Genomic DNA, 24,031 nt, shown 5'->3' on the forward strand with positions numbered 1-24,031 from the left:
TGTATCAAGCTCCTTTTTCTCTTACATTTCATCATTTTTTTAGTTAAAGACAGTTATGAAAAATATAAAAATAATACTAGGTGTTTTTTTACTGAGTTCCCTTTCTACACTAGCACAAAATCCTCATAAAAATAGAAAAACATACGCTGAAATATCTGTGAAAGAAGGCGGAAAATGGGAATGTCGAAAATACATCGGTGGTACGTTTAAAAACGTTCAAAAGTTGAAACTTGCGCCAGAACATACGGATCATTCGTTTGATATTCGTTACGAAGGTCCAGGTTGGGAAAGCAACAAAATTGGATACCGTTTGTATCTAGATTGGAGAAATGCCATTGATATTTTTGGAAAAAAAACAGATGCTGTCGTTTTACCTCAAGTGGGTCAAGATGGTTTTGACTCTTATCACGAAATGAGTGATTGGGGTTCAGATATTTTAAAAGCAGGTAAAGGTATCGGTATAGGATCTATAGATCGATATCTAAACAACGAAAGATTACACTTTTATGAAGTCGATTCTACACTTGCTAATGTGGAGAATAAATCCAAATCTTCTGGCGTATATATTCAATACTATGGTTGGAAAACAGCGGGAGAAAAAATAGATTTCACTTCTCGATTAACTATTGCTCCAAATCAACGTCATACTCAACATACTATCCAAGCTTCTAAAGCAATAAGTGGAATTTGTACTGGAATTGTTAAACAAAAAAACACAGAAGTCTTCAAAAAAGTAAGTCAAAACAAAAGATGGGCTTATTTAGCTACTTATGGTAAACAATCTCTTGTTCCTGATCAGTTAGGAATGGCCATTTTCTACGAAGTGAGTACAATAGAATCTGAAGTAAATGCAGAATTTGATCATCTTTTAATTTTTAATCCTTCAACTCAACCCGTAACGTTTTATTTTTTAGGTGCTTGGGAACAGGAAAAAGACGGAATTAAAAACAAAGAAGCTTTTGTAAAATACTTGGATGTAAAACTAATCGGACTCAACAAAAAAGGCAAAATTTAATCATAAAGAACAATTTAATCATGACAAAAAATAGTTTTATCACCCTTTTAATAATTGTTCTAGGAGTATGCGAAGCTAGTATTTTGAATGCGCAAACCATATCACCAAAACTAAAATGGTCAGAGCGCATGGCCGCTACCGTAATGCTACAACACCAAGAATCGTATATGATAGATCATGCGACTTCTCCAAAATGGGATTATGTTCACGGACTGGTTTTGACTGCAATGGAAGAATTGAATAAAAAACATCCCAATCCAAAATATACCGAATACATAAAATCATATGTAGACAAACTCATCCAAAACGATGGGACTATCGATAGCTACAAATTTGATTCGTACAATATTGATATGGTAGTAGCTGGTAGATTATTATTTGATATTTATGATAAAACCAAAGAGGAAAAATATCTAAAAGCATTACAAACGCTCAGAAAACAAATCGAAGAACAACCCAGAACTGCTAGTGGTGGATTTTGGCACAAAAAAATATATCCTAACCAAATGTGGTTGGACGGATTGTATATGGGAGAGCCTTTTTATATCCAATACACCACGACCTTTGAAAATGGAAAAAGTTTAGATGACATCGCTAAACAATTTGAACTCATTCAAAAAAATGATCGCGATCCTAAAACTGGATTGCTTTATCATGCTTGGGACGAAAGCAAACAAATGCCTTGGGCCAATAAAACGACTGGAACATCTCCAAATTTCTGGTCTCGTTCTTTGGGTTGGTACGCCATGGCATTGGTGGATGTTTTAGATTATATGCCCAAAAATCATCCAAAACATAAAGAATTAGTAAGTTATTTGAACCAATTGGCCTCAGCATTGGTTCCTTTTCAAGATGAATCAGGACTTTGGTATCAAGTTACAGATAAGGGAAATCAAGGCGGAAATTACTTAGAAGCCTCTGGAACAGCCATGTTTAGTTATGCTTTTGCAAAAGGAGCAAATAAGGGATATTTACCTAAAAAATACAAAAAGATTGCTCAAAAAGCCTTTAATGGTCTTACAGGAAAATTGGTTAAAATTGGTTCAAATGGCGAAGTAATCATCACTCAAGCCTGCGCAGTGGCTGGACTTGGTGGAAATCCTTACCGAGATGGCTCTTTTGAGTACTATGTAAACGAAAAGAAAAAAGACAACGACCCAAAAGCAACTGGGCCTTTTATTTTAGCTGCAATAGAGTTGAATAAGTAAGTTCATCATATTAATCTTTTATAATGCTTTTTGAAATGAGGTACATGCAAAGAATTATAAATGTTATGGTTTGTATTTTTGTTTCTAATATAAATATTCTGGCTCAAAGCTCCAGCGAGATCCCAAATATGATTACAGTAGTAAAGGTAGAAGTAAAAATCAATGAGAATTATTTTGTGGTAGATGCTAAAGGATCTGGCAATTTCACCAAGATTCAAGATGCCATTAATGCGGCTCGTTCCTATCCCGACCAACGCATTATAATCTATATCAAAAACGGAAAATACTACGAAAAAGTAAAAATCCACGCTTGGAATACCAAAATTTCCCTCATTGGCGAAAGCAAAGAGAACACTATCATTACTTTTGAAGATCACTTCAAAAAAGTGAATGTGGGACGCAACAGCACCTTTCACACCTACACCGTTTTGGTAGAAGGAAACGATTTTATGGCTCAAAATTTAACCATCGAAAATAGTTCGGGCGAGGTCGGGCAAGCGGTTGCGCTCCATGTAAACGCCAATCGGGTAAAAATTGAAAATTGCAATCTCTTAGGAAACCAGGACACGCTTTACACCTCAGGCGAGGGAACCAAAAACTATTTCAAAGATTGCTACATCGAGGGCACCACCGATTTTATTTTTGGCGATGCCACGGTTTTGTTCGAAAACTGCACGCTGCACAGCAAAAAAGATTCCTATATCACCGCAGCTTCAACGCCTCAGGACAGTACTTTTGGCTACGTTTTCAAAAACTGCAAACTCACCGCCGACGCTAGTGTCAAAGAAGTCTATTTAGGCAGACCTTGGCGCATCTATGCGAAAACCGTTTTCATCAATTGCACGATGGATGCCCATATTCTCCCGCAAGGATGGCACAATTGGTCAAAACCCGTAGCCGAAAAAACCAGCTTTTATGCCGAATACAACTGTTCTGGTTCTGGCTTTCAACCTCAAAATAGAGTCCCGTGGTCGCATCAACTCACCAAAAAAGAAGCTAAAAAGTATACTATTGAAACCATTCTTAGTGACAAAATAAAAAATTGGTACCTAACCGTTAAATAATTAATTTCTAGGAGCGGTAACAAAGGGCTTTTCAGGAAATAAAGTCCCGCTATCCGTTATAATCTTTTGTGCCATCCCGAAGTTTCGGGACCGGCACAAAAAGATTTCCACGACACCCTAGCGATAGCGAACTGGCGAAGCAATAGGGGCTAGCAGCCAAGAAATTGTACTCTTGGTTTCAGCGTGAAAAAATAATAATAAATACCACCAAAAATGAAAAAATATCTGTTATTCTTTGTCTGCATCAGCCTAAGTGGTTGGTCACAAAACGCGCCTTTTCCCATAGAAAAAGTCAATGCTATCCTAAATCGTATCGTTTTACCCATCATTCCTCCATTCACCATAAAAGTGACTGCAATGGGAGCCAAAGGAGATTCAATAAGCAATGCAAAACCCGCTTTTGATAGAGCAATGGCGCTTTGTAAAAAGAAAAACGGCGGAACAATCATTGTCCCAAAAGGTGTCTATACACTACAAGGTCCGCTTCATTTTGTGAGCAATGTTCGCTTGCATTTAGAGGACGGTGCCAAAATCAGATTTGGCTCTAATCCAAAAGATTATCCGCTAGTTTTAACCAGTTGGGAAGGCACAATGCTATACAATTACAGTCCATTGATTTATGGAATTGGCATAGAAAACATTGCCATTACCGGAAACGGAATTATCGATGGAGAAGCCAAAAACACTTGGATCAAATGGAAACCTCTCGAAAAGAAAGACCAACTTTTGAGTAGAGAAATGAATCATCAAAATGTTCCCGTCAAAGACCGAGTTTTTGGAGAAGGACATTACTTGAGACCGCAACTTATTCAATTCATCGACTCGAAAAATATACTTATCGAAAATGTTCAAATCGAAGATTCACCATTTTGGTGCATTCATTTGTTAAAAAGTAAAAGCATTACGGTTCGAGGTTTAAAATTCAAAGCATTCAATAACAATAACGACGGAATTGATCCCGAATATGCTAGTGATGTCCTAATCGAAAATATTTCTTTTGATAATGCCGATGATAATATTGCCATAAAATCAGGAAGAGACCACGAAGGAAGAGCCAATAGTGTCACTCCAAGCCAAAACATTGTCATCCGAAATTGCAACTTTAAGGGACTTCATGGTGTTGTGCTGGGCAGCGAGATGTCGGCTGGAATTCAAAACATTTTTATAGAAAATTGCAAGACAACTGGCTACCTCAAAAGAGGCATTTACCTAAAAACCAATGCAGACCGTGGTGGCTATATCAAAGATGTATTTGTAAACAATTTACAACTCGACGAGGTAGAAGATGCCTTGCATATAACTTCCAACTACCACGGCGAAGGGAATGGTTTTGCTTCAAGCATTAGCAACATCAATTTTTCGAATATCGTTTGCAACAAAGCCACACAAACCGGCATTGTGATTCAAGGCTATCCCGATTTAAAAATAAAAGACATTTTTTTTAACAACATTCATATTCAATGGGCCAAAAACGGCATTTCAAGCCAAAACGCTGAAAATGTTGTTTTGAATGAAGTCACTATTGGAGATAAAGCTACAGTTCCAACCTCTGTAAAATAACATTAAAATGAAAAAGTACTTCCTAGTAATTGTGTTCATCACCCTAAGCGGTTGGGCACAAAAAACGACCATTTACACCATTGGCGATTCGACTATGGCCAACAAAGTAGCCCCAGAACAAAACCCCGAAAGAGGATGGGGACAAATGCTACCTTCTTTTTTTTCAGATAATGTGGTGATAGAAAACCATGCCGTCAATGGCCGAAGCACGCGTAGTTTCATTGATCTAAAATTATGGGACGCTGTGTACAATTCACTTAAAAAAGGGGATTATGTCTTTATCCAATTTGGTCACAACGATGGCAAAGTAACCGACCCAACCCGTTATACCAACCCGCACACAAGCTATAGACACAATTTGATTCGTTTTGTAGAAGAAACAAGAAAAAAAGGTGCAACTCCTATTTTGTTTTCCTCTATTACCCGAAGAACTTTCAATGAACAAGGTGTTTTGATTGATTCACACGGCGATTATACACAAGAATTAAGGCTCGTTGCACAAGAATATAGAGTTCCTTTTATCGACATGCAATACTATACAGAACTTCTGGAAGAATCCTACGGAGTGGAAAAATCAAAAGAGTTACATCTACACTTTGCCGCGGGAGAAAATAGCTATATCCCAAAAGGAATTGAGGATAATACGCATCTGTCTGTAAAAGGAGCCACAGAAATTGCTAAAATTGCTGCGCAACAAATAAAAGCACTCGACATTCGCTTATCCAAAGAAGTGAAATAAACCAGATAAAACCGTAATGTTTTATCCCATATAACAGTAAGTGTTGCTTGTGAATTGATGTTAAAAATTAGTTTGATTTATTTTAACAACAATTTCTTTTTGGGCGGTGAACCATCGTTTTTTTATTAAATCGTTCAAAAATGGTAAAAACACGTTCAAGCTTATTCCATTCAAGAGTATATAAAGATTGTGTCCCACTTAATTTTCTACATATTAGATTTTCTTCAAGCAAATCTTTTAAATGTTTAGAAACGGTAGATTGAGACAAGGGTAACTCGGCCACAATTTCCTTGCAGGTTCTATCCTTATGTCTTGAGAGTATGGCTATAATTTGGATTCTTGCAGGATGGGATAAACATTTTGCCAATTGTGAAAGTTCTAGATCTAAACTGTTAAAATTGTTATTTCCTTTCATATTAATCGTGTTTTATAGATAATTAGTTTGGACATTATAAAAAATATTAATTCAGTGTAAGTTTTTATTATTCAGTATTTTATGTTGATTTTAACAAAGTATAATCGTAAAAATACGATAAATTATTAAAACTTAAACACATTTAGTTACGTAGTTTTATAAAATCTATATTTTATAAAAATGAAGTACATTTTCACTTTTTTAATTCTGTTTTGTTCAGGATTATTATTCGCTCAAGAAACTACTGGAATAGTAAAAGGAACCATAACAGATGAGCAAAATAATACCTTGCCATTTGCTACTATTTCTATTCTTCAAAAGTCAACAGGAATAAAATATGCAACGCAATCACAAGCAGATGGGTATTATGAATTCAATCAGTTACAGCCAGCGTATGATTATGAAATTAAAATTGTGGCGGAAGGGTTTAATACCTTACTTTCAGATGCTATTCAAGTACAACTAGGTAAAACTACCAAACTTGATTTTATACTTTTTGCAAAAGCAGAAGTATTGCAATCAGTAGTAGTTGTAAACAATGCTGAGTCTAAAAAAGGAAATGAAAAGCGTTTAAAAATAGATGTAATTACGAACCTTCCTTCGGCAAATAGAAGTATTCAAGATGCTACGCGATTACTACCAGAGGCAAACCTAAATTCATTTGGAGGGGCTAACTATAGGTTTAATAATTTATCTATTGATGGGAGCGCCACAAATGATGTTTTGGGCTTTCAAGAGCCAGCGAGTGGTGCAGCAGGATCAACTGCTTCCGGAACGCCTGGGGGTTTAGCAGGTACGCAACCGATAGGTTTTGGAGCCATAAGTGCACTCTCTGTAAAAACTGCCCCATTTGATGTAACTTTTGGGAATTTTACAGGTGCAAGCATCAATGCAGTTACTAAAAGTGGAACGAATAAAACAACTGGTCTTGCCTACACCTTTGTGAAAAATAGAAATTTAGTAGGTACTTACGCTGATGGTATTAAGAAACAAAAAGCAGCTTTTAATGACTATACCTACGGTTTTAGTATTGGCGGAAGCCTAGTTAAAAACAAATTGTTTTATTTTTTTAATGCAGAATTGGCCGATAGAAATGAAACGGTATTTAATGCTCCTGGAAGTATAACTTCCAATATTTCTGCTGAAACGGTTGCCCTTATAGCTGATAGACTTAAAACAAAATATAATTATGATCCAGGAACTGCACTCAATGCCCAAATAGAGCGCAAGAATACCAAACTTTTTTTAAGGTTAGATTACAATATTAGTGATGATCATAAATTAACGTTGAGAAATAATTTTGTTAAAGGCTATGCTGATAATCTAGAATGGACTCCCACTGTTTTTAATTTTACAAATCAAGGATACAGGCACAATTCTACTACAAATAGTATTGTAGCAGAGCTAAAAAGTAAATTCACAAATCAGCTTTCAAATAAAATGACAGTTTCTTTATCAACGGTAAATGATGATCGGACTTATGAAGGTCGTGTTTTTCCGCATTTAGAAATTATTGACAATACCTCAAATACTGTTTTTGCAGGAACGTATAGAGAAGCTTCTATTTACGGTTTAAGTTTAAATACTATTCAGTTTACAGATAATCTTACTTATTATCACAGAAATCATAAATTTACTGCTGGAGTTTCATCTGAAATTAATAGTATTGAATATCGTTTTTTAACTGCTTTCAATGGTAGGTGGCAATACAACTCTGTAGCTAGTTTCCTGGCAGATCAACCCAATCGTGTTCGTGGAGTGTACAATATTGAGAATAACGATTTTGAGTTTAATAAAAAGACACCATCAGCAGATTATGGAGTTGTATTAGGTAGTGCTTATTTACAAGATGAAATTAGACTCTCAAAAAAGTTTACTATTTTAGCTGGAATACGTTTAGATTGGCAAAATACGCCTACCGCTTTTCCTGTTTCTGATGAAATTCAACGTACACCAGAGTTTGCAGGTTATCAAAATAAAATTAATAGTTCACCAATAATTAATCCGCGTTTTGGTTTTAATTACACTATAGATAAAGATGGAAAATACATTTTAAAAGGCGGTTCTGGCTTGTTTACTGGAAGAATGCCTTTTGTGTGGTATGCTTATGAATATTACATTTCAGGAACTAAATATTTTAACATTGATTACCGCCCTACAACAAATTTAGATATCAACGAAGATTTAAGTCAGTTAGCGCCTTTGCAAAATAGAAAGTTGACCGAAGTAAATTTAGTAGATACTAATTTCAATTTACCACGTGATTGGAAAAGTAACATTGCGCTTGATGTAGCTTTAAAAAATAATTTTGCCTTAAACTTGGAGGCAACTTATACTAAAACTTTAGAAGGGTTGTTATTTCAATCTATAAATAGGAGGGAGGATCAAAAAAGTAATTTTACAGGAGCAGATCAACGTCCGTATTACAATACCTCAGCAGAGAGTATTAAAATCAATCCTAATTTCACAAATGTTTTTTTATTGACTAATACTTCTAAAGGATATAGATACAACTTCACTCTAGGGCTTACTAAAACGGAAAGCAATTACAATGGATTTTTAGGGTATACTTATGGAGTGAGTAAAGACATTTCAAGCACCAATAGGAATTCACATGCGGCAAATTTTGAATGGAACCAAGCCTTAGTAGCCAATTCACCAGAACTTACTGCTTCAAATTTTGATTTGCGTCATAAAATTGTTTCCTATCATTTTTATGATATTCATTTTAAATCGAGCAGTTTTAAAGTAGGATTATTATACAACGGTAGATCAGGGAGTCCATTTACATTTGTTTATGAAGGAGATATTAATAGAGATGGATCAGCCAAGAACGATATTATTTATATTCCCAGAGATCAATCGGAAATTAGACTTCAAAATATAGTAGATAGGAATAATACTATTATTGTATCAGCAGCTGAGCAATGGCAGCAGCTTAATGAATACATCAACGACAATGATTATTTGAGTAAAAACAGAGGTAAATACGCCAATAGAAACGCGGCAAGAACACCATGGAATCATCAAGTAGATTTAAAACTCATGTATGAGACAAAACTTTTTAAAAATAAAGTAGAGTTTGCGCTTGATTTATTTAATGTAGGCAACCTAGTTTCAAAAAATTGGGGTACTCAAGTCTATGTTCCTAATATTAACAATTCAGGTTATGCTTTGCTTGATTTTGTTCGAATAGAAAATCAACAGCCCGTTTTTCAATTTAAAAATCCAAAAGGTACTCCTTGGTTAGTTGATAATTTAAATTCAAGATGGCAGGGTCAACTTAGTGTGAGTTATCATTTCTTGTAAGAGTGATTTTTTAAACTCTAAAATGAGCCAACAGAATTATTCATGTAACTTATGGATAATTCTTTTTTTTAAGAATTGTAAAATTAGGCAGGAAATAATACATTAAAACAATCCATAAAAAAAGCGTTGCAAATGCAACGCTTTAGTGGGGAGAGCAGGATTCGAACCTGCGAAGTTTACACAGCAGATTTACAGTCTGCCCTCGTTGGCCGCTTGAGTATCTCCCCAAGACTTAACAAGTATAACTCGTTGTGTTAACCGGGTGCAAATATAGCAACAGTTTTTAAGTTTCCAAACATATTTTGAACTTAATTTTACTAATTTTTTTAATCACTTGGTAGTGAATTAAATAAAAAAATCTCCATAAAGGAGATTTTTTTATTTTTTCAAAAAAGTATATTTATTTGGATAAAAGTTCTAGTACTTTTTCTCGTAGAGCCTCGCCACGCAAGTTTTTTGCAACTACTTTACCAGATGCATCTAGTATAAAAGTAGCGGGTATAGATTCTACTTTATATTGTGCAGCTATAGGTTCATCCCAAAATTTTAAGTTTGAAACTTGGTTCCAAGTTAAATTATCTTTTGCAATTGCATCTTTCCAAGCTTTGGCATCTTTATCTAAAGAGACACCTATAATGTTAAGTCCTTTAGTATGCAGCTCTTTGTATAAAGCTACTACATTAGGGTTTTCTTGACGACATGGTCCGCACCATGAGGCCCAAAAATCTACAATTGTAACTTTACCTAAACTTTCCTTCAAAGAAATTATTTTTCCTTGTGGATTTGGTGCTGAAAAATCTGCTCTTCAGTTACTTCCTGGCATTGCTGGAGCAGGAGCAGCACCTACAGCAGCAGGAGCTTTTCTTTCAGCAATTTTAGTTTTAATTGCTATTCCAGGTTTTGTTTTTTTCAATGATTCTTCAAGACTATTGTATAGTTTTTCTGATTTTGCAACATCAGTTGAAGGATCATTTAACATTCCTTGGATAATCAAAGCTGAAATAAATGATTTAGGGTGTGTTTCAGCATAAGTCAAATATTTGTTTTTTGAAGCAGTATTAACTTCTTCCTGAATTTTAGAAAACTCTTGCATCAACTTATTGATCACAACAGTATCTTTTGTTTGTTGAGCAGTATTCATAGCTGCCATGTTTTTGGTTTGAAAATCCATAAGTTTCTTTTGAACCTTAGTGATTTCTTCATTAAAGGTCATATACTCATCATTATTATATGTCCCTGAAACTTTAGATTTTTGAATGCTGTCTTTGTTTATTGCAATAGTTACCTCAGCATTTTCTAAGATAAATGGTATTTTAGCTTGAGCTCCTTCTAATTGTAAGGTATAAAAAGCAGGTTCAGTGATGTTACCTTTCATTTCAAATTTACCATTTTCAACTTTAACAGTATCTTTTGCAAGCATCATTCCAGTAGCATCTTGAGTTTCTAGAACAATTGTTTTACCATTATCAACACCTGTTGCTGTACCTGTAATCAAGTATTCATCTTTCCCAACTTTGCTACAAGAAATTAATACGACAGTAGCAGAAAGTAATAAAATTATTTTTTTCATTATAAATTAGTTAATATAGTTATATCTGCAAAAGTATTTAAAAATAATAAATTACAAATATAATAACTACCTAATTTTTTGTTATAAAGTGCTATTTATTATGTATAAACATAGCGTTTAGTAATCAATAAAGAAGGTATATTTTACAACTTTTCAATTTTTTTAAAAAAAAAGCACCCCATAAGGAGTGCTTGAATGTTTATTATAAGTGCTTAGTCTTGATTGGTTGTTTTTCTCCAAGTAAAAGCATTTAATATGTGTCTTTTTGCAAATCTTCCAGGAGAATCTGCATTTACCATTTTTACATAAGTAGCTTTAGGAACACTAATGTATTCATATACGCTACCATTTGAAAAATTGATAATCAATCTACCCTCAACAAATTTATAATCTGTAATTGTTGATGTTGAAATAGTTTCAGTATATTCAGGTAAGTTTGCTTTGATAGTTTCAGGATTGATGCTAACCAAAAAATGGTAGGCTTCAATAATTTTTTTACTATTTTCTTCAGCTGCTTTTAATCCAGCTTCATCACCTTGAAATTTATCTGGGTGTGCTTCCTTCATCGCATTACGATAAATGGTCTTCAAATCTTTCAGCTCAGCAGTTTTATCTACATTTAGCAATTTGCGGTATTCAACTATTTTTTTCATAAATATGTAACTACTTGTCTTTTTGTATATAAGGAATACAATTTTGTTTTAAATGGACAAATTTTTTGCAAAGGTACACTTTTTTTTATTTTTTGCGATTTTGTCTAAAAAAAATCTTCGAATAGTTTTAATGAAAAATATTTTAAGCTCTGCTTAATATCTTTATTGTTGTGGCTTGTAATTTGCTTTATCAAAATTCTTTGACTTCTTTGGGTATTTATTATGGCTAATGTCACTTGGGTTTTCAATGATTGATTTTATAGTAACCATATCACCTACATTGAATTTTGTTGCCATTTTGTAGTCTAACAAATATTCTCCACAAAAAAAGTTATTATTTTCATCTTTTTCAATAACTCCCGTGTAGATTCCTTTTTGTAACATTCTTTCTTCGTTAGCTTTTGTCATCTTTATCTATTTTATTTAAGTGAGCAAATTTAATCATTTTTAATTTGAATTATCAGTAAATACTCTTCTTGATTATATTTGCACTATGCAAAACAACTTTAGACCTAGCCCTAATTCTTTTAAAAATACTTTTTGTGTTTTCCAAGAAACTTCACTGGACGCTATAAATGATTTAAAAGTTCAATATGATAGCAAATCAGGTAGTAAGTATTATTATACTAAAAAAGGAATGTATCGCTTATCCAATCATTGGGGAAGGTTGGCAAATTGTAAATGGAGGCTAGAGTCATTGGAACAAGAAACGGACTCTAAATTTAAATTAGGATTTGCAGCGTGGGAAAGTTTTTATCCAGATAATGACATTGATTTATTGTATTATCTTGAAGTAAATTATGGTAAGAAACTTGTTCAATATCAGCATAAAAACAATCCGGATTTTGATAAAAAAGCAGTTTTACGAACTAGCTCTGAAACTAGAAAACGAATCAAACAAGTTAGAAATGTACTGCAGTTATCTTCATGGGCTAAATATTTTGATTCGGATATTGATGATTTGAGAAAGCACATTGTAGAGCAATTAATATACAGTGAGAAAACACTTGACGAAATAAAGAAAGAGTGCAAGTAGTTTTAGAAATTTTAATTATTCATCGGATGCAATTAATACTATATCATTTACTGTAACCGGTTTTGAAATGTATCCTAATATTGTTTTAAATTTTTTTGATTTTGTTTTATCTTCAACAGCTATCGATGAGCTTACAATATAGATACGGATTTTATCAAGATATTTTGGTTTTAAGTTGTTAAATTCCTCCATAAATTCCCATCCATCCATAATTGGCATATTTATATCTAATAAAATGATGTCAGGTACTGCTTCATTGTTATTAATAACTTCCTGGAGTTGATCAATTGCCTCTTTTCCATTTTTAAATGGAATAATTTTTGAGAACATAGCTGATCTGTTTATTATTTTACTAACAATTATTTGGTAAATAGGATCGTCATCAACAATCCATATCGTTTTATTTGTCATCGAATATAAATTTTAAATGTTGTTCCTATGTTAGGTTCACTTTCAACAGTGATGGTTCCGCCCATTGCATCTATTTGATTTTTTGTAATGAATAATCCAATCCCTTTAGATTCAGAATTTGTAGTAAAGGTTTTGTACATTCCAAAAAGTTTGTCTGCGTTTTTTATAAGATCGATTCCTATTCCGTTATCAGATATTTCAAGAAATTTTAAATTATTTTCTATATGGTAACTTATTTTTATAATCGCTGTTCTATCTGGGTGTCTATACCTAATGGAATTTGAAATTATGTTGTAAAGAATACTTTCTAAATAAGCCGGATTGTAATTTATGATCGTGTCAAGTGGAACGTGGCTTAATATTGAAATATCATTTTTTGAAATTTGTTCAGTTAGAACATTTAGCGCTGTTGAAATGTATTCATTTAGATTTAATGGCACTAAAACTAAGCTAATATTAGTTCTTATATTAATGACTTCGTTCAAATGAAGCATGGTTTCATTTAGAGAGTTTGATACCGTTTTTAATAACTGAAGCATTTCATTTTTCTCTTCCTGAGAGTCTGTATTTTCGAGAAATGAAACAATGGAGGCAATATTGCTGGTATGAGACCTTAAATTATGAGATACAATATAGGAGAAGTTGAGCAAGCGTTTGTTTTGTTCGCTAACAATTTCAAAAGAGGTATTAAGTTCATTTTCAGCTTCTTTACTATGGGTAATATCAATCATGATTCCGCGTAGCATGTTGGGTTTTCCATGGTCATAGATTATATTGACTATATCTCTAAGCCATACAATTTTTCCGTCTTTAGCAATCATGCGGTATTCAAAATCGTGATCTAGATTTTCATTTACTTTTATTTTACAGTAACTCTGTACCCATTCTTTATCTTCTGGATAAATGTGATTGCTCCAAAAATGCGGATCATTTACCCACTCTTCTGGTGTGTAACCTAAAATGTTAGTTACTTTATCACTAATAAAACCAAAATTATAAGTAGTTGCATCACATTCCCATACAATTCCATCTATAGTATTTATTAATGATTCTACATTTTGTTTTGTATCGATTATAATTCTTTCAGATTCAAGTCTATTAGTTATGTCCTCTGTTGATACAATAACGCGTTCAAATGTATTTTTGTATCCTTGCACTAGATTCCATCTTAAATTAATAGCCCTAAATTCCCCTTTTCCATTGCGAATCAGTGTATCAATAATAAATTGCTTCTTTCCCTGAGTGATGGCTACTAAATTATTAATGAAATCATTTCTAGACTTTAAATTAAATAGCTCGTTTTTATTGCTTATTAGTTCGTCAATATTTTTGACTTTATAAAGTTTTAAGCATGCCTTATTAGCATTGATCACTTTTATTAACGAGTGACATTCATCAACATCATTTGGGTTTTGATTAAAATACTCTAAAACAGTCTCGGTACTTTTATGAATTAATTTTTTTTGTTCTAAGTATTTTTTTACTTCTGAAAAATCTTCTTCGCGGAGCGGTAGCGGACTGTCATCAAATAAGCTTTTAAATCTAGTTTCACTTTTTTTTATAATTTTTTCGGTAGTTTTTTTTAGTGTGATGTCTTCAACGATAGCAATAAGATTTTCTCTATTTTGGTTGGTGTCTAATAAAGGTGTTACCGTAAGATTAACCCAGAGTATATCACCTTTTTTTGTAAAATATCTTTTTTGCATAGCATATTCATTGATACGTCCATTTTTTAAGTGATCTACATTAGTTATATCTTGTTCAAGATCATCTGGATGGGTAATAGATTGAAAGTTTTTAAGCTTCATTTCTTTTTCAGTATATCCTAGCATCTCACAAAACTTACTATTGATTTCCAAGAAATTTCCAGTTACAGGTTCTATACTTGCTATACCTAGAGCGGCTTGATCAAAAATTGTTTTGAACTTCATTTCGGTATCCAAAATTTTATTGGCTTGAAGCTTAACTAATGATTGAAGTTCGTTTGGTATTTTTAATAATGTAGTTACCAGTAATCCTAATATACCTGCGAGAATAAAGCCTAAAATACATGGGATTAAAATAGCAGAATACAGGTAATATTTATTTTTTGAAATTAAATATAATTTCCAGTCGCCATCTAATATTTCTGTTGATATATAATATTTACTTTTTAAATCAGTTGAATAGTTGAGATAAAATTTTTCCTTTTTTTTGTCACTATCGTACTTTGAAAATTGAAAGTAATATTTTGAATTATCAATATTTTGAATGCCAGATGTAGCTAGAAAAGTGTTAAGTTTAACGATCACTGCCGAAAATCCCCAGAAAGTATTATGTCTATAAATAGGGTAGCGTCCCACAATTCCTAATCCTCCTTGTTTTAATTGTAATGGTCCTGCAAAATATATTTTTTTATCGGCAATAGATTTAAAGGCTTCTTTTTTTAAGTAAGGATTGGTTAAAATATTGAGGTTTAATGCTGGTTTGTTTTCGGCAAGCGGATACACATATTTAATAACTCCCTGCGGAACTAATTGAACACAAAAAATGGATTTGTTTGATTCAATCAATCTTTTACTTACATACTCAAAGTTTTTTGGAATGCCTTCATCATTTATTGTTAAGGCAAGGGTTAAGGTAGCAGTATAATAATTTTTTAGGGATTGATCAATGTTTTGATGAACCACGTTTAGGATATTATTCATTTCACGTTGTTCTTGCTCCTTAACTAATTGGTATTGTTGAATGGTAATTATTATTGTAACAGCACACAAAAATAAAAAGGATAAAACACCACTGGTTCTAGGACGTACTATAAACCATCTTAAAAATTTTATGTGTTTCCTTTTTAAAATCATCTAATAATATGGTAATTTAAGTAATGATTAACAAAAATATAAATATAACAATAAATTATGAAATAATTTTAAGATAGTAAAAAAACATGTCTTTAATATACTTACCAAATATTTAGTAATAGTAAAATCTTTTTTTTTTTTTTGAAAGATAAATGTAGAGATCGAAATTTTGATGTTGTTATATTTAAAAGAAAGAATTCTTGATTTAACAAATATATCCGACCTTTGTATTGTAATTTACAAAATACAAATTGTTATGGGTAGAAACAACGAGAAAAATATAAAAAAGCACAATGATAAGTTGCATAAAGCACAAGATAAAGCCAAACAAGCTGTTTTATTGCGAAAAGAAAAGCTTAAATTGATTGCCAAAAAATTTAATGAGGATAAAACAACAGAGCAATAAGGTGTCATGGAGAACATAAATAAATTTTCTAGCTTGAAACTAAGTGTTCAAGAAATTATAGATTGTATTGCTGCTAAGAATATGCTTGACGCCAAAAACAAATTAGTAGAAGTAAGTGAAGCTCTTGATGATCTTCTTGATTTTTCAGATGATGACGAGGACTTAATAGAGATTAGTAAATATCAAGTTTTACTGAATCAGTTGCATCAAAAAATTAATAATTCTCTTGAACTTTAAATTTCACGAGGTTTAATAATAATGATTTATGAGTACAATTAAATGTCATTGTGGAACTTTGCAATCATTTGAAAAATGTTGTGGACCAATACTGAATAAAAGTGTTAAAGCTATTTCTGCCGAAGAGTTAATGCGATCTAGGTACAGCGCTTATGCCACTCATAATGCTACTTATCTCGTTGCAACTACTGTACCTCATGTAAGAGTGTTGCATCCTTTTAATGATATTTTGCAGTGGGCTAAAAGCAATACTTGGCTTAAACTAGAAATAATTGAATCTACGCCTACTATTGTAGAGTTTAAGGCGTACTATAAAGATGCGTATAATAAAAGTCATATTCATCATGAACGATCTACATTTGTAAATGAAAATGGAGATTGGTTTTACGAAAATGGTGTTTTTTTTGATTAAAAAAGGCACCATTTTTTGTTCGTAATTTTTAAACTAAAAGTTTATTAGTGAATAATTTTTTAGACTCTTATGTTTATCTTCTAATTTATTGTATAAATGGTTAAATGAAAGTAAAATGTCAAGTTGTCAGCAATTTTTCCGCCAATAAGTGGTTAAACTGACATTTTACATACTGACAAAGTGTTGGCACAAAGATTGACTATTGGTTTTCGAGCCTTTAAATAAGTATAAAGTAAAATTAAATATAATAAAAATGGGTAAAATAATCGGAATTGATTTAGGTACTACCAACTCTTGTGTTTCTGTAATGGAAGGTAATGAAGCAGTTGTTATCCCTAATGCAGAAGGTAAAAGAACAACACCATCTATCATCGCTTTTGTTGAAGGTGGAGAGATCAAAGTAGGAGATCCTGCTAAGAGACAAGCAGTAACTAATCCAACTAAGACTATTGCTTCTATCAAACGTTTTATGGGACAAGGTTTTGGTGAAGTTTCGGCTGAATCAAAAAGAGTTCCTTACAGTGTAGTAAAAGGAGACAACAATACACCACGTGTGGATATTGATGGTCGTTTATACACTGCTCAAGAATTGTCAGCTATGACACTTCAAAAAATGAAAAAAACTGCTGAAGACTATTTAGGTCAAACAGTTACTGAAGCAGTTATTACTGTTCCTGCTTACTTTAATGATGCACAACGTCAAGCTACAAAAGAAGCTGGTGAAATTGCAGGTCTTAAAGTGATGCGTATCATCAATGAGCCTACTGCTGCTGCATTAGCTTACGGATTAGATAAAAAAGGTACTGATCAAAAAATTGCTGTTTACGATTTAGGTGGAGGTACATTTGATATTTCTGTTCTTGAATTAGGAGACGGAGTATTTGAAGTATTGTCTACAAATGGTGATACTCACCTTGGTGGAGATGATTTTGACCAAACAATCATTGACTGGTTAGCTGATGAATTTTTATCAGAAGAAGGTGTTGATTTGCGTTTAGACCCAATGTCATTACAGCGTATTAAAGAAGCTGCTGAAAAAGCTAAAATTGAATTGTCTTCTTCTGCAGAGACTGAAATCAATTTACCTTACGTAACAGCTACTGCTTCTGGACCAAAACACTTAGTAAAAAAATTATCTAGAGCTAAATTTGAGCAATTATCAGATTCTTTAGTAAAACGTTCTATGGCTCCTGTAGCTAGAGCATTAAAAGATGCAGGTTTATCTGTTTCTGATATTGACGAAGTGATCCTTGTAGGAGGTTCTACTCGTATGCCAAGAATTGCTGACGAAGTTGAAAAATTCTTTGGTAAAAAAGCGTCTAAAGGAGTTAACCCTGATGAGGTTGTTGCAATTGGAGCAGCTATTCAAGGTGGAGTTCTTTCTGGAGATGTAAAAGATGTATTGTTACTTGACGTTACTCCTTTATCTTTAGGTATCGAAACTATGGGTGGTGTTATGACTACATTAATTGAAGCTAACACAACTATTCCAACTAAAAAATCACAAGTTTTTTCAACTGCTGCTGATTCTCAACCAACTGTTGAATTACACGTTCTTCAAGGTGCTAGAGCAATGGCTGCTGATAACAAAACTATCGGTCGTTTCAACTTAGATGGTATTCCACCAGCACCAAGAGGAGTTCCACAAATTGAAGTAACTTTTGATATTGATGCTAATGGTATCATCAAAGTATCTGCAACTGATAAAGGAACTGGTAAATCTCACGATATTCGTATCGAAGCTTCTTCTGGATTAACTTCTGAAGAAATCGAAAGAATGAAACAAGATGCTGAAGCTAACGCTGAATCTGATAAAGTTTTAAGAGCGAAAGCAGAGAAAATCAACGAAGCTGATTCTATGATTTTCCAAACAGAAACTCAATTGAAAGAATTAGGTTCTAAATTAGCTGATGATCACAAAGTAGCAGTAGAATATGCATTAACTGAATTGAGAATGGCTCACCAGTCTCAAGATGTTCCAGCAATTCAAACAGCTCTTGATAACATCAATGCAGCTTGGAAAACAGCTACTGAAGCTATGTATGCTCAAGGAGAACAACCACAAGGAGAACAACCACAAGGCGAAGCTACTCAAGGAGACAACGTAGAAGACGTAGAATTTGAAGAAGTAAAATAATTTTAAATTCCATTTCATGAATGGAAATCAATTAGATGTTATATCAAATTGATTTGAAATTATACTAATATTAAAACCGAGTAAGCAATTACTCGGTTTTTTTGTTTTATAAAGTATTGTTTTTTTCCTCATTAGACATATTAGCAATGACTGCTGCATGCGGAAACGTTATTGCCGCTAAAAAGGAGAAAAAGAGTGCATTAAAAAAATGTTCATCTTTACAAATGAAAAACAAAATAGCAATCCCTACAATTGAAACAAACCAATAGATGAAAGCGGCTTTACAGTACGCTTTAAAATGTTTAAATGTAAAAGTACCATTCAAAAAAATAATTTGGTCTATAATAGACGGAATGCTATGCCAGAGCACAAAGTATAATGCAAATCCCCAAATTAAACTAGAAGCCTTAAAAAGTATTGCAAATAATATCAAAAAGAATACTTCTAGAGCAATTTTACTTCTTAAGGATTCAAATTTCCAAAATAGGTAACAGATAAAAAGTCCAAATAATATAGCCGTGATTTGTAAAACTATAGTGAATGCAGCTAAAGGAACAGTCACATGCGTAATTTTATGTACAATATCTTGAACTTGGTTGCTGTGAAAATAGAATAAAAGTAACAGTAAAATTAAACCGTATAAAAACTGAAATAAAATACAAACCAAATTATTGAGTTTGGTTTTAACACTATGCCATTGCTGTTCGCCAAAATGGTAGGCACTAACTATAATAAATAGAAGTAAGGCAACTTGAGGTAAAGTATAGAATAATAGAACACCCACAAGTACAACTACAACATAATATAGAAGCGTTTTATGTTGAGAATTCTTTTTTTGGACAGGATTTAGATGCTGAATTAAAAGAATGTCATTGGCACCATGCAAAATTCCAAAAGTAAATATTAAGAAAAAACCCAGAATTATTTGAAATTGGCTTGTAAGGTAAGAATCAATCCATAGTCCGAAAAAGCTTGCTACAATTACGATATTTGAATAATTTTTCATAAAATTTAATTATTGTCTAAAAATAGTTAAAAAAATATTAAAAAAAATCATTTTATTCGTTTAACTTTTATTACATTTGGTTGAACAAAATATCAAAAACTTATTTTATGACAAATTTTATGTTTATTTCAGGACTAGTTGGAAAAATGCTACCAACAGATTATGTAGGGTTTACTTTTTTTGTAGGCTGTATGGCTATGATGGCCGCATCAGCTTTTTTCTTCTTATCACTGAGCCAGTTTGATAAAAAATGGCGTACATCAGTTTTAGTTTCAGGTTTAATTACTTTCATTGCAGCAGTGCATTATTTTTACATGAGAGATTATTGGGCTTCATTTGGTGAATCACCAACATTCTTCCGTTATGTTGACTGGGTATTGACGGTGCCATTAATGTGTTTAGAGTTTTACTTAATTTTAAAGGTAGCTGGAGCAAAACAGTCTTTATTATGGAAAATGATTATTTACTCTGTAATCATGTTATTTACAGGTTATTTAGGAGAAGTTGTAGCACCAGATAGCGCTGCTTTTTGGGGTGCAGTTTCAGGAGCGGCATACTTTGCTATTGTGTATGAAATTTGGTTTGGTGAGGCATCAAAACTTGCTGCAGCAGCTGGAGTTGAGGTGCAAAAAGCACACAAAATTTTATGTTGGTTCGTACTTGTAGGGTGGTCAATCTATCCATTAGGATACATGATGGGAACTACAGGGTGGTACAACGGAATCATCCCAGAAGGGAACATAGATGTTGCATATAACATTGCTGATGCAATTAATAAAATTGGATTTGGTTTAGTAATTTACAACCTTGCCGTAAAATCTTCAAAAGATTAATTTCCTTTTTTTTATATTTAATGTTAGTAAACCGAGCTTGTAATAGCTCGGTTTTTTTGTTTTTATAAGTTTTATGTGCTAGTTTTCTATGAAAATTATTAAACAAAATTGCATTTTTCATGCAAAGTTGCCCTTTTTGCTATTTTAACAAAAATAGTTAATTATATGTAATTGGTATTTTTGATCATTTATGTACAATTTGAACTTGATTTCTCAATATTTAGCATATTCAATTTCTTTTAGTTTTTAGTTTAAACTGTAACTCGCTATTGAATGTAATTTCAGTATATTTTTATATGATGTTGATGGCTATTTTGTCTGTTTAAGAAAATTAAAACTGCGTTTATATAAGTTTATGATGGGTTATTTATAGGTAATCTACTTTCTCACTATGGTTTAATTAGGGATGGTATAAAGCACAAAAAAAGCCCAAAAGTATTTTAGGGATACTAATGGGCTTATTTTATTTTATGAGCAAAATTGGTGCTTTATGAGCAATTTTGTCTCATATCTAATATGAAAAGGGAAACTGTCATTAACACAGTTTCCCTCTAGTATTTATTGTTTAGGATTTAAAGCATCACTTATGCGATAAATTAAATCTTGAATATGGTATTTACTTATTTTGTCAGTCATTTTTAAAGATGACATTTTTAATTCATTTTTCAGTGCAATTAATTGACCTCTTGCAATAGATGGTAAATCAGTTTGCGCTAGGTTTACTCTTCTTGAATTAAATCCGTAAGTAACTCCCACAGGCACAGATCGTACTGTTGTAGTACCAGGTTTTAAAAGTTCAATCATTTTATCTACATAAATTTTTTGAATATTTCTTCTAAATATATCAATAGAGCTACTTGTTTTAAGTTCAGAGAAAATTCCTTTATTCAAGTCAGATAATAATTCGTCTACGCTGTAGTTGTCTTTACTTGCTGTAGCACTTTCCATTAGTCTTACCATACGATCTCCTGTCATTAAGCTTGACAACGTAGCATCTTGCATTGATTTAATTGCTTCAACACCACTATCAGGATTGATTTTTGAAAGAACGTTTGGATCTAATAACCATTTTGGAGTGGTGAATAACTGCGTATTAAGAAATGATACTGCATCTTTTTGAATACTCTTAGGAACTACTTGAAATTGATTTCCTGACATATCATAGGTTTTAGGGTTGTCATAAATACCACCCACGTTTTTAGTAACGTGTCCCATGTATCTTCTAAATTGTCCAGTAAGTGCTCCGTAAAGTTCATCTAATTCAGCATAGCTTTCTCCATCTTCTTTGGACCATTCTATTAAGTTTGGTAAAATTCTTTTTAAGTTTTTAATACCATAGTCAGATGCTCTCATAGCATTGTCTCCAATGTCTTCTGTTTGATATCTTGGATCATAAGGACTTGATTCAGTTCCAAACCATAAACGATTGTTTTTGTAGGCTTCTTTAGTCATATCGTTCAAAACTGTTTTTTCTTGTGCTTCAGTTTTGTTGTCTTCAAAATAAGAATAACCCCACTTTATTGCCCATTTATCATAATCACCAATTCTAGGGAACAAATGTTTTACACCATCTTCTGGTTGCGCAACGTAATTAAAACGAGCATAATCCATTATAGATGATGTGTGACCATTTTTTTCTTGGTATGCTGCATCTCTCAATTTTTCTACAGGAGTTGCTGAGCTAGCTCCCATATTGTGACGTAATCCTAAAGTATGACCTACTTCATGCGAAGACACAAAACGGATTAATTCGCCCATTAATTTGTCATCAAATTTCTTTGCTCTTGCTGCAGGATCTACCGCTGCCGTTTGTATTAAGTACCAGTTACGCAATAAACTCATGATATTATGGTACCAACCGATGTGACTTTCTAGAATTTCTCCACTTCTAGGATCGTGTACATTTGGTCCATAAGCATTTTGAATGTCGGCAGCAAAATAGCGAAGTACTGAAAAACGAGCATCCTCTAAGCTCATTGTCGGGTCATTTTCTGGCCAATATTCTCCTCTAATTGCATTTTTCCATCCAGCAGCTTCAAAAGCTACTTGCCAGTCATCAATACCTTGTTTGATAAACTTTTTCCATTTTTCAGGAGTAGCAGGGTCAATGTAGTATACTATTGGTTTTAAAGGCTCAATTAATTCTCCATTTTTTTGTTTTAGAGCATCTTCTGGAGATTTTGGTTCTAAACGCCATCTTACAGCAAATACTTTATTTTCTGATTTTTGAGATTCTTCCTCAAAAACACTGTATTCATTTGCAAAATAACCTACACGCGCATCAAAAACTCTTTTACGCATGGGCTTTTTTGGTAATAAAAGCATAGAAGTATTCATCTCTACAGTTACTACACCTGCATCAAGTGCTGATGGAAGGTTCACGCCAATTTGTGGAGTAGGAGTAAGATTAATTCTAGGTGGTACTGTTGTAAATGTTTTTACAGTTCTAATTTCTGTATTAATCGGGAAACTACTTATTTTAGAAATATAAGATCTGTCTTTTTGAAAAGCTTGAATATTTAACAACTGTTTCTTGATGGGATCAAGTGAAAAAGTTTGTACATCAGCATCAAAAGTTGAAGTTAAATCAAGTACATATCCTGTAATTTTTCCAGCTTCATCCTTTTTGTACGCAAGTACGTCAAAGTTCCCAATTATAGGATCAGATGTAGAATTTTTTACGGCTTGTGCCATTGGTTTATCTTCATCTGGTGACATAATTACGTAGGTAATTGATCGTAAAAGAATGTTGTTGTTCATTCCTTTTTCAAAACGAACTACTTGTCTGTTAATTTCTTCACCACCAAAAATTCCTCCACCCGCAGGTGTTTTAGAATATCTAGTAATTGTCATAATTTCGCTACCAAGTAAGCTATCCGGAATTTCGAATAAGTACTTATTATCTGTTTTATGAACATCAATTAATCCTTTTTGGGTTACAGCTGTGGAGTCTATAACTTTTTTATAAGGTTTAGGTTCTTTTTTAGCCTCTGCTGGTTTAGCTACTGGTTGAGTAATAGCTGTCTTGTCATTTTTTTTCTTTTTTTTGCTTTGAGCAAATGTCTCAGGAGCAGCAAAAAGTGCGATGCACGCAATAATTAGAGTTAGTTTTTTTTTAAGCATGTAATTCTACATATTATAGTTAATAATTAGTTTTATGTAAATAAATAGAGCGCATTC

General features: G+C 32.8%; 20 protein-coding genes, 1 tRNA gene and 1 pseudogene. 12 read left to right on the plus strand and 10 right to left on the minus strand.

Going from position 1 to position 24,031, the window contains the following annotated elements; all coding sequences use genetic code 11:
* Positions 1-55: 55 nt before the first annotated feature.
* The 5 genes from K5V07_RS06365 (at position 56) to K5V07_RS06385 (ending at position 5,586) form a co-directional block, all read left to right on the plus strand.
* Entirely contained in the window at positions 56-1,015 is a 960-nt protein-coding gene (locus tag K5V07_RS06365) for a DUF4861 family protein (protein WP_221916829.1), read from the plus strand.
* A 20-nt stretch (positions 1,016-1,035) separates the two neighbouring features.
* Positions 1,036-2,223, plus strand: a complete 1,188-nt coding sequence (locus tag K5V07_RS06370) for a glycoside hydrolase family 105 protein (RefSeq protein ID WP_221916830.1) — start codon at positions 1,036-1,038, stop codon at positions 2,221-2,223.
* A 44-nt stretch (positions 2,224-2,267) separates the two neighbouring features.
* Positions 2,268-3,287, plus strand: coding sequence for a pectinesterase family protein (locus K5V07_RS06375; protein ID WP_255577761.1), 1,020 nt, complete (start codon positions 2,268-2,270; stop codon positions 3,285-3,287).
* A gap of 213 nt (positions 3,288-3,500) precedes the next feature.
* Entirely contained in the window at positions 3,501-4,847 is a 1,347-nt protein-coding gene (locus K5V07_RS06380; RefSeq protein ID WP_221916832.1) for a glycoside hydrolase family 28 protein, read from the plus strand.
* A gap of 7 nt (positions 4,848-4,854) precedes the next feature.
* Positions 4,855-5,586, plus strand: a complete 732-nt coding sequence (locus tag K5V07_RS06385) for a rhamnogalacturonan acetylesterase (protein ID WP_221916833.1) — start codon at positions 4,855-4,857, stop codon at positions 5,584-5,586.
* A gap of 82 nt (positions 5,587-5,668) precedes the next feature.
* On the opposite strand, the gene K5V07_RS06390 is transcribed toward K5V07_RS06385, so the two are convergent.
* Positions 5,669-6,001: a helix-turn-helix transcriptional regulator gene (locus K5V07_RS06390; protein WP_182649930.1), complete on the minus strand. Its 333-nt coding sequence runs from the start codon at positions 5,999-6,001 to the stop codon at positions 5,669-5,671.
* Between the two features lie 180 nt (positions 6,002-6,181).
* On the opposite strand from K5V07_RS06390, the gene K5V07_RS06395 reads away from it, so the two are divergent.
* Complete coding sequence (locus K5V07_RS06395) at positions 6,182-9,310, plus strand: TonB-dependent receptor (RefSeq protein ID WP_221916834.1); 3,129 nt, start codon at positions 6,182-6,184, stop codon at positions 9,308-9,310.
* 146 nt (positions 9,311-9,456) lie between these two features.
* On the opposite strand, the gene K5V07_RS06400 is transcribed toward K5V07_RS06395, so the two are convergent.
* From K5V07_RS06400 to K5V07_RS06420, 5 genes and pseudogenes are all read right to left on the minus strand, one after another.
* Positions 9,457-9,537 (minus strand) — tRNA-Tyr (locus K5V07_RS06400).
* 173 nt (positions 9,538-9,710) lie between these two features.
* Positions 9,711-10,097 (minus strand): annotated as a pseudogene (locus tag K5V07_RS06405) (TlpA family protein disulfide reductase); the annotation flags it as partial.
* 18 nt (positions 10,098-10,115) lie between these two features.
* On the minus strand, positions 10,116-10,880 hold the full coding sequence (locus tag K5V07_RS06410) for a DUF4369 domain-containing protein (RefSeq protein ID WP_144891938.1): 765 nt from the start codon (positions 10,878-10,880) through the stop codon (positions 10,116-10,118).
* Between the two features lie 212 nt (positions 10,881-11,092).
* Entirely contained in the window at positions 11,093-11,533 is a 441-nt protein-coding gene (locus tag K5V07_RS06415) for a KTSC domain-containing protein (protein WP_086455484.1), read from the minus strand.
* Positions 11,534-11,695: 162 nt separating this feature from the next.
* The gene (locus K5V07_RS06420; protein ID WP_144891934.1) at positions 11,696-11,941 is read right to left on the minus strand and encodes a hypothetical protein; all 246 of its coding nucleotides are present in this window, start codon (positions 11,939-11,941) and stop codon (positions 11,696-11,698) included.
* A gap of 85 nt (positions 11,942-12,026) precedes the next feature.
* On the opposite strand from K5V07_RS06420, the gene K5V07_RS06425 reads away from it, so the two are divergent.
* Complete coding sequence (locus tag K5V07_RS06425; protein WP_221916836.1) at positions 12,027-12,569, plus strand: hypothetical protein; 543 nt, start codon at positions 12,027-12,029, stop codon at positions 12,567-12,569.
* A gap of 15 nt (positions 12,570-12,584) precedes the next feature.
* On the opposite strand, the gene K5V07_RS06430 is transcribed toward K5V07_RS06425, so the two are convergent.
* Both K5V07_RS06430 and K5V07_RS06435 read right to left on the minus strand, forming a co-directional pair.
* Complete coding sequence (locus tag K5V07_RS06430; RefSeq protein WP_221916837.1) at positions 12,585-12,980, minus strand: response regulator; 396 nt, start codon at positions 12,978-12,980, stop codon at positions 12,585-12,587.
* Positions 12,977-15,820, minus strand: coding sequence for a PAS domain S-box protein (locus K5V07_RS06435; protein ID WP_144891927.1), 2,844 nt, complete (start codon positions 15,818-15,820; stop codon positions 12,977-12,979). The genes K5V07_RS06430 and K5V07_RS06435 overlap by 4 nt, the downstream gene beginning before the upstream one ends.
* A 256-nt stretch (positions 15,821-16,076) precedes the next feature.
* Between K5V07_RS06435 and K5V07_RS06440 the strand changes: the two genes are divergently transcribed.
* From K5V07_RS06440 to dnaK, 4 genes are all read left to right on the plus strand, one after another.
* Positions 16,077-16,226: a hypothetical protein gene (locus K5V07_RS06440; RefSeq protein WP_167496932.1), complete on the plus strand. Its 150-nt coding sequence runs from the start codon at positions 16,077-16,079 to the stop codon at positions 16,224-16,226.
* Between the two features lie 6 nt (positions 16,227-16,232).
* A complete protein-coding gene (locus K5V07_RS06445; RefSeq protein WP_144891925.1) occupies positions 16,233-16,463 on the plus strand; it encodes a hypothetical protein in 231 nt (76 codons plus the stop codon).
* A gap of 28 nt (positions 16,464-16,491) precedes the next feature.
* Positions 16,492-16,875: a YchJ family protein gene (locus K5V07_RS06450; RefSeq protein ID WP_144891923.1), complete on the plus strand. Its 384-nt coding sequence runs from the start codon at positions 16,492-16,494 to the stop codon at positions 16,873-16,875.
* Between the two features lie 253 nt (positions 16,876-17,128).
* On the plus strand, positions 17,129-19,012 hold the full coding sequence (gene dnaK, locus K5V07_RS06455; RefSeq protein WP_182651308.1) for a molecular chaperone DnaK: 1,884 nt from the start codon (positions 17,129-17,131) through the stop codon (positions 19,010-19,012).
* A 106-nt stretch (positions 19,013-19,118) separates the two neighbouring features.
* On the opposite strand, the gene K5V07_RS06460 is transcribed toward dnaK, so the two are convergent.
* A complete protein-coding gene (locus K5V07_RS06460) occupies positions 19,119-20,018 on the minus strand; it encodes a Brp/Blh family beta-carotene 15,15'-dioxygenase (RefSeq protein ID WP_221916838.1) in 900 nt (299 codons plus the stop codon).
* Between the two features lie 107 nt (positions 20,019-20,125).
* Here K5V07_RS06460 and K5V07_RS06465 point away from each other — a divergent pair, with 107 nt between their 5' ends.
* Positions 20,126-20,851 (plus strand): bacteriorhodopsin-like, encoded by a 726-nt coding sequence (locus K5V07_RS06465; RefSeq protein ID WP_221916839.1) that lies wholly within the window; start codon positions 20,126-20,128, stop codon positions 20,849-20,851.
* A 558-nt stretch (positions 20,852-21,409) separates the two neighbouring features.
* Here K5V07_RS06465 and K5V07_RS06470 read toward each other — a convergent pair.
* Positions 21,410-23,974 (minus strand): zinc-dependent metalloprotease, encoded by a 2,565-nt coding sequence (locus K5V07_RS06470; protein ID WP_221916840.1) that lies wholly within the window; start codon positions 23,972-23,974, stop codon positions 21,410-21,412.
* Positions 23,975-24,031 lie beyond the last annotated feature (57 nt).

This window comes from Flavobacterium sp. CHNK8, from assembly GCF_019774515.1.
Classification (GTDB): domain Bacteria; phylum Bacteroidota; class Bacteroidia; order Flavobacteriales; family Flavobacteriaceae; genus Flavobacterium; species Flavobacterium tiangeerense.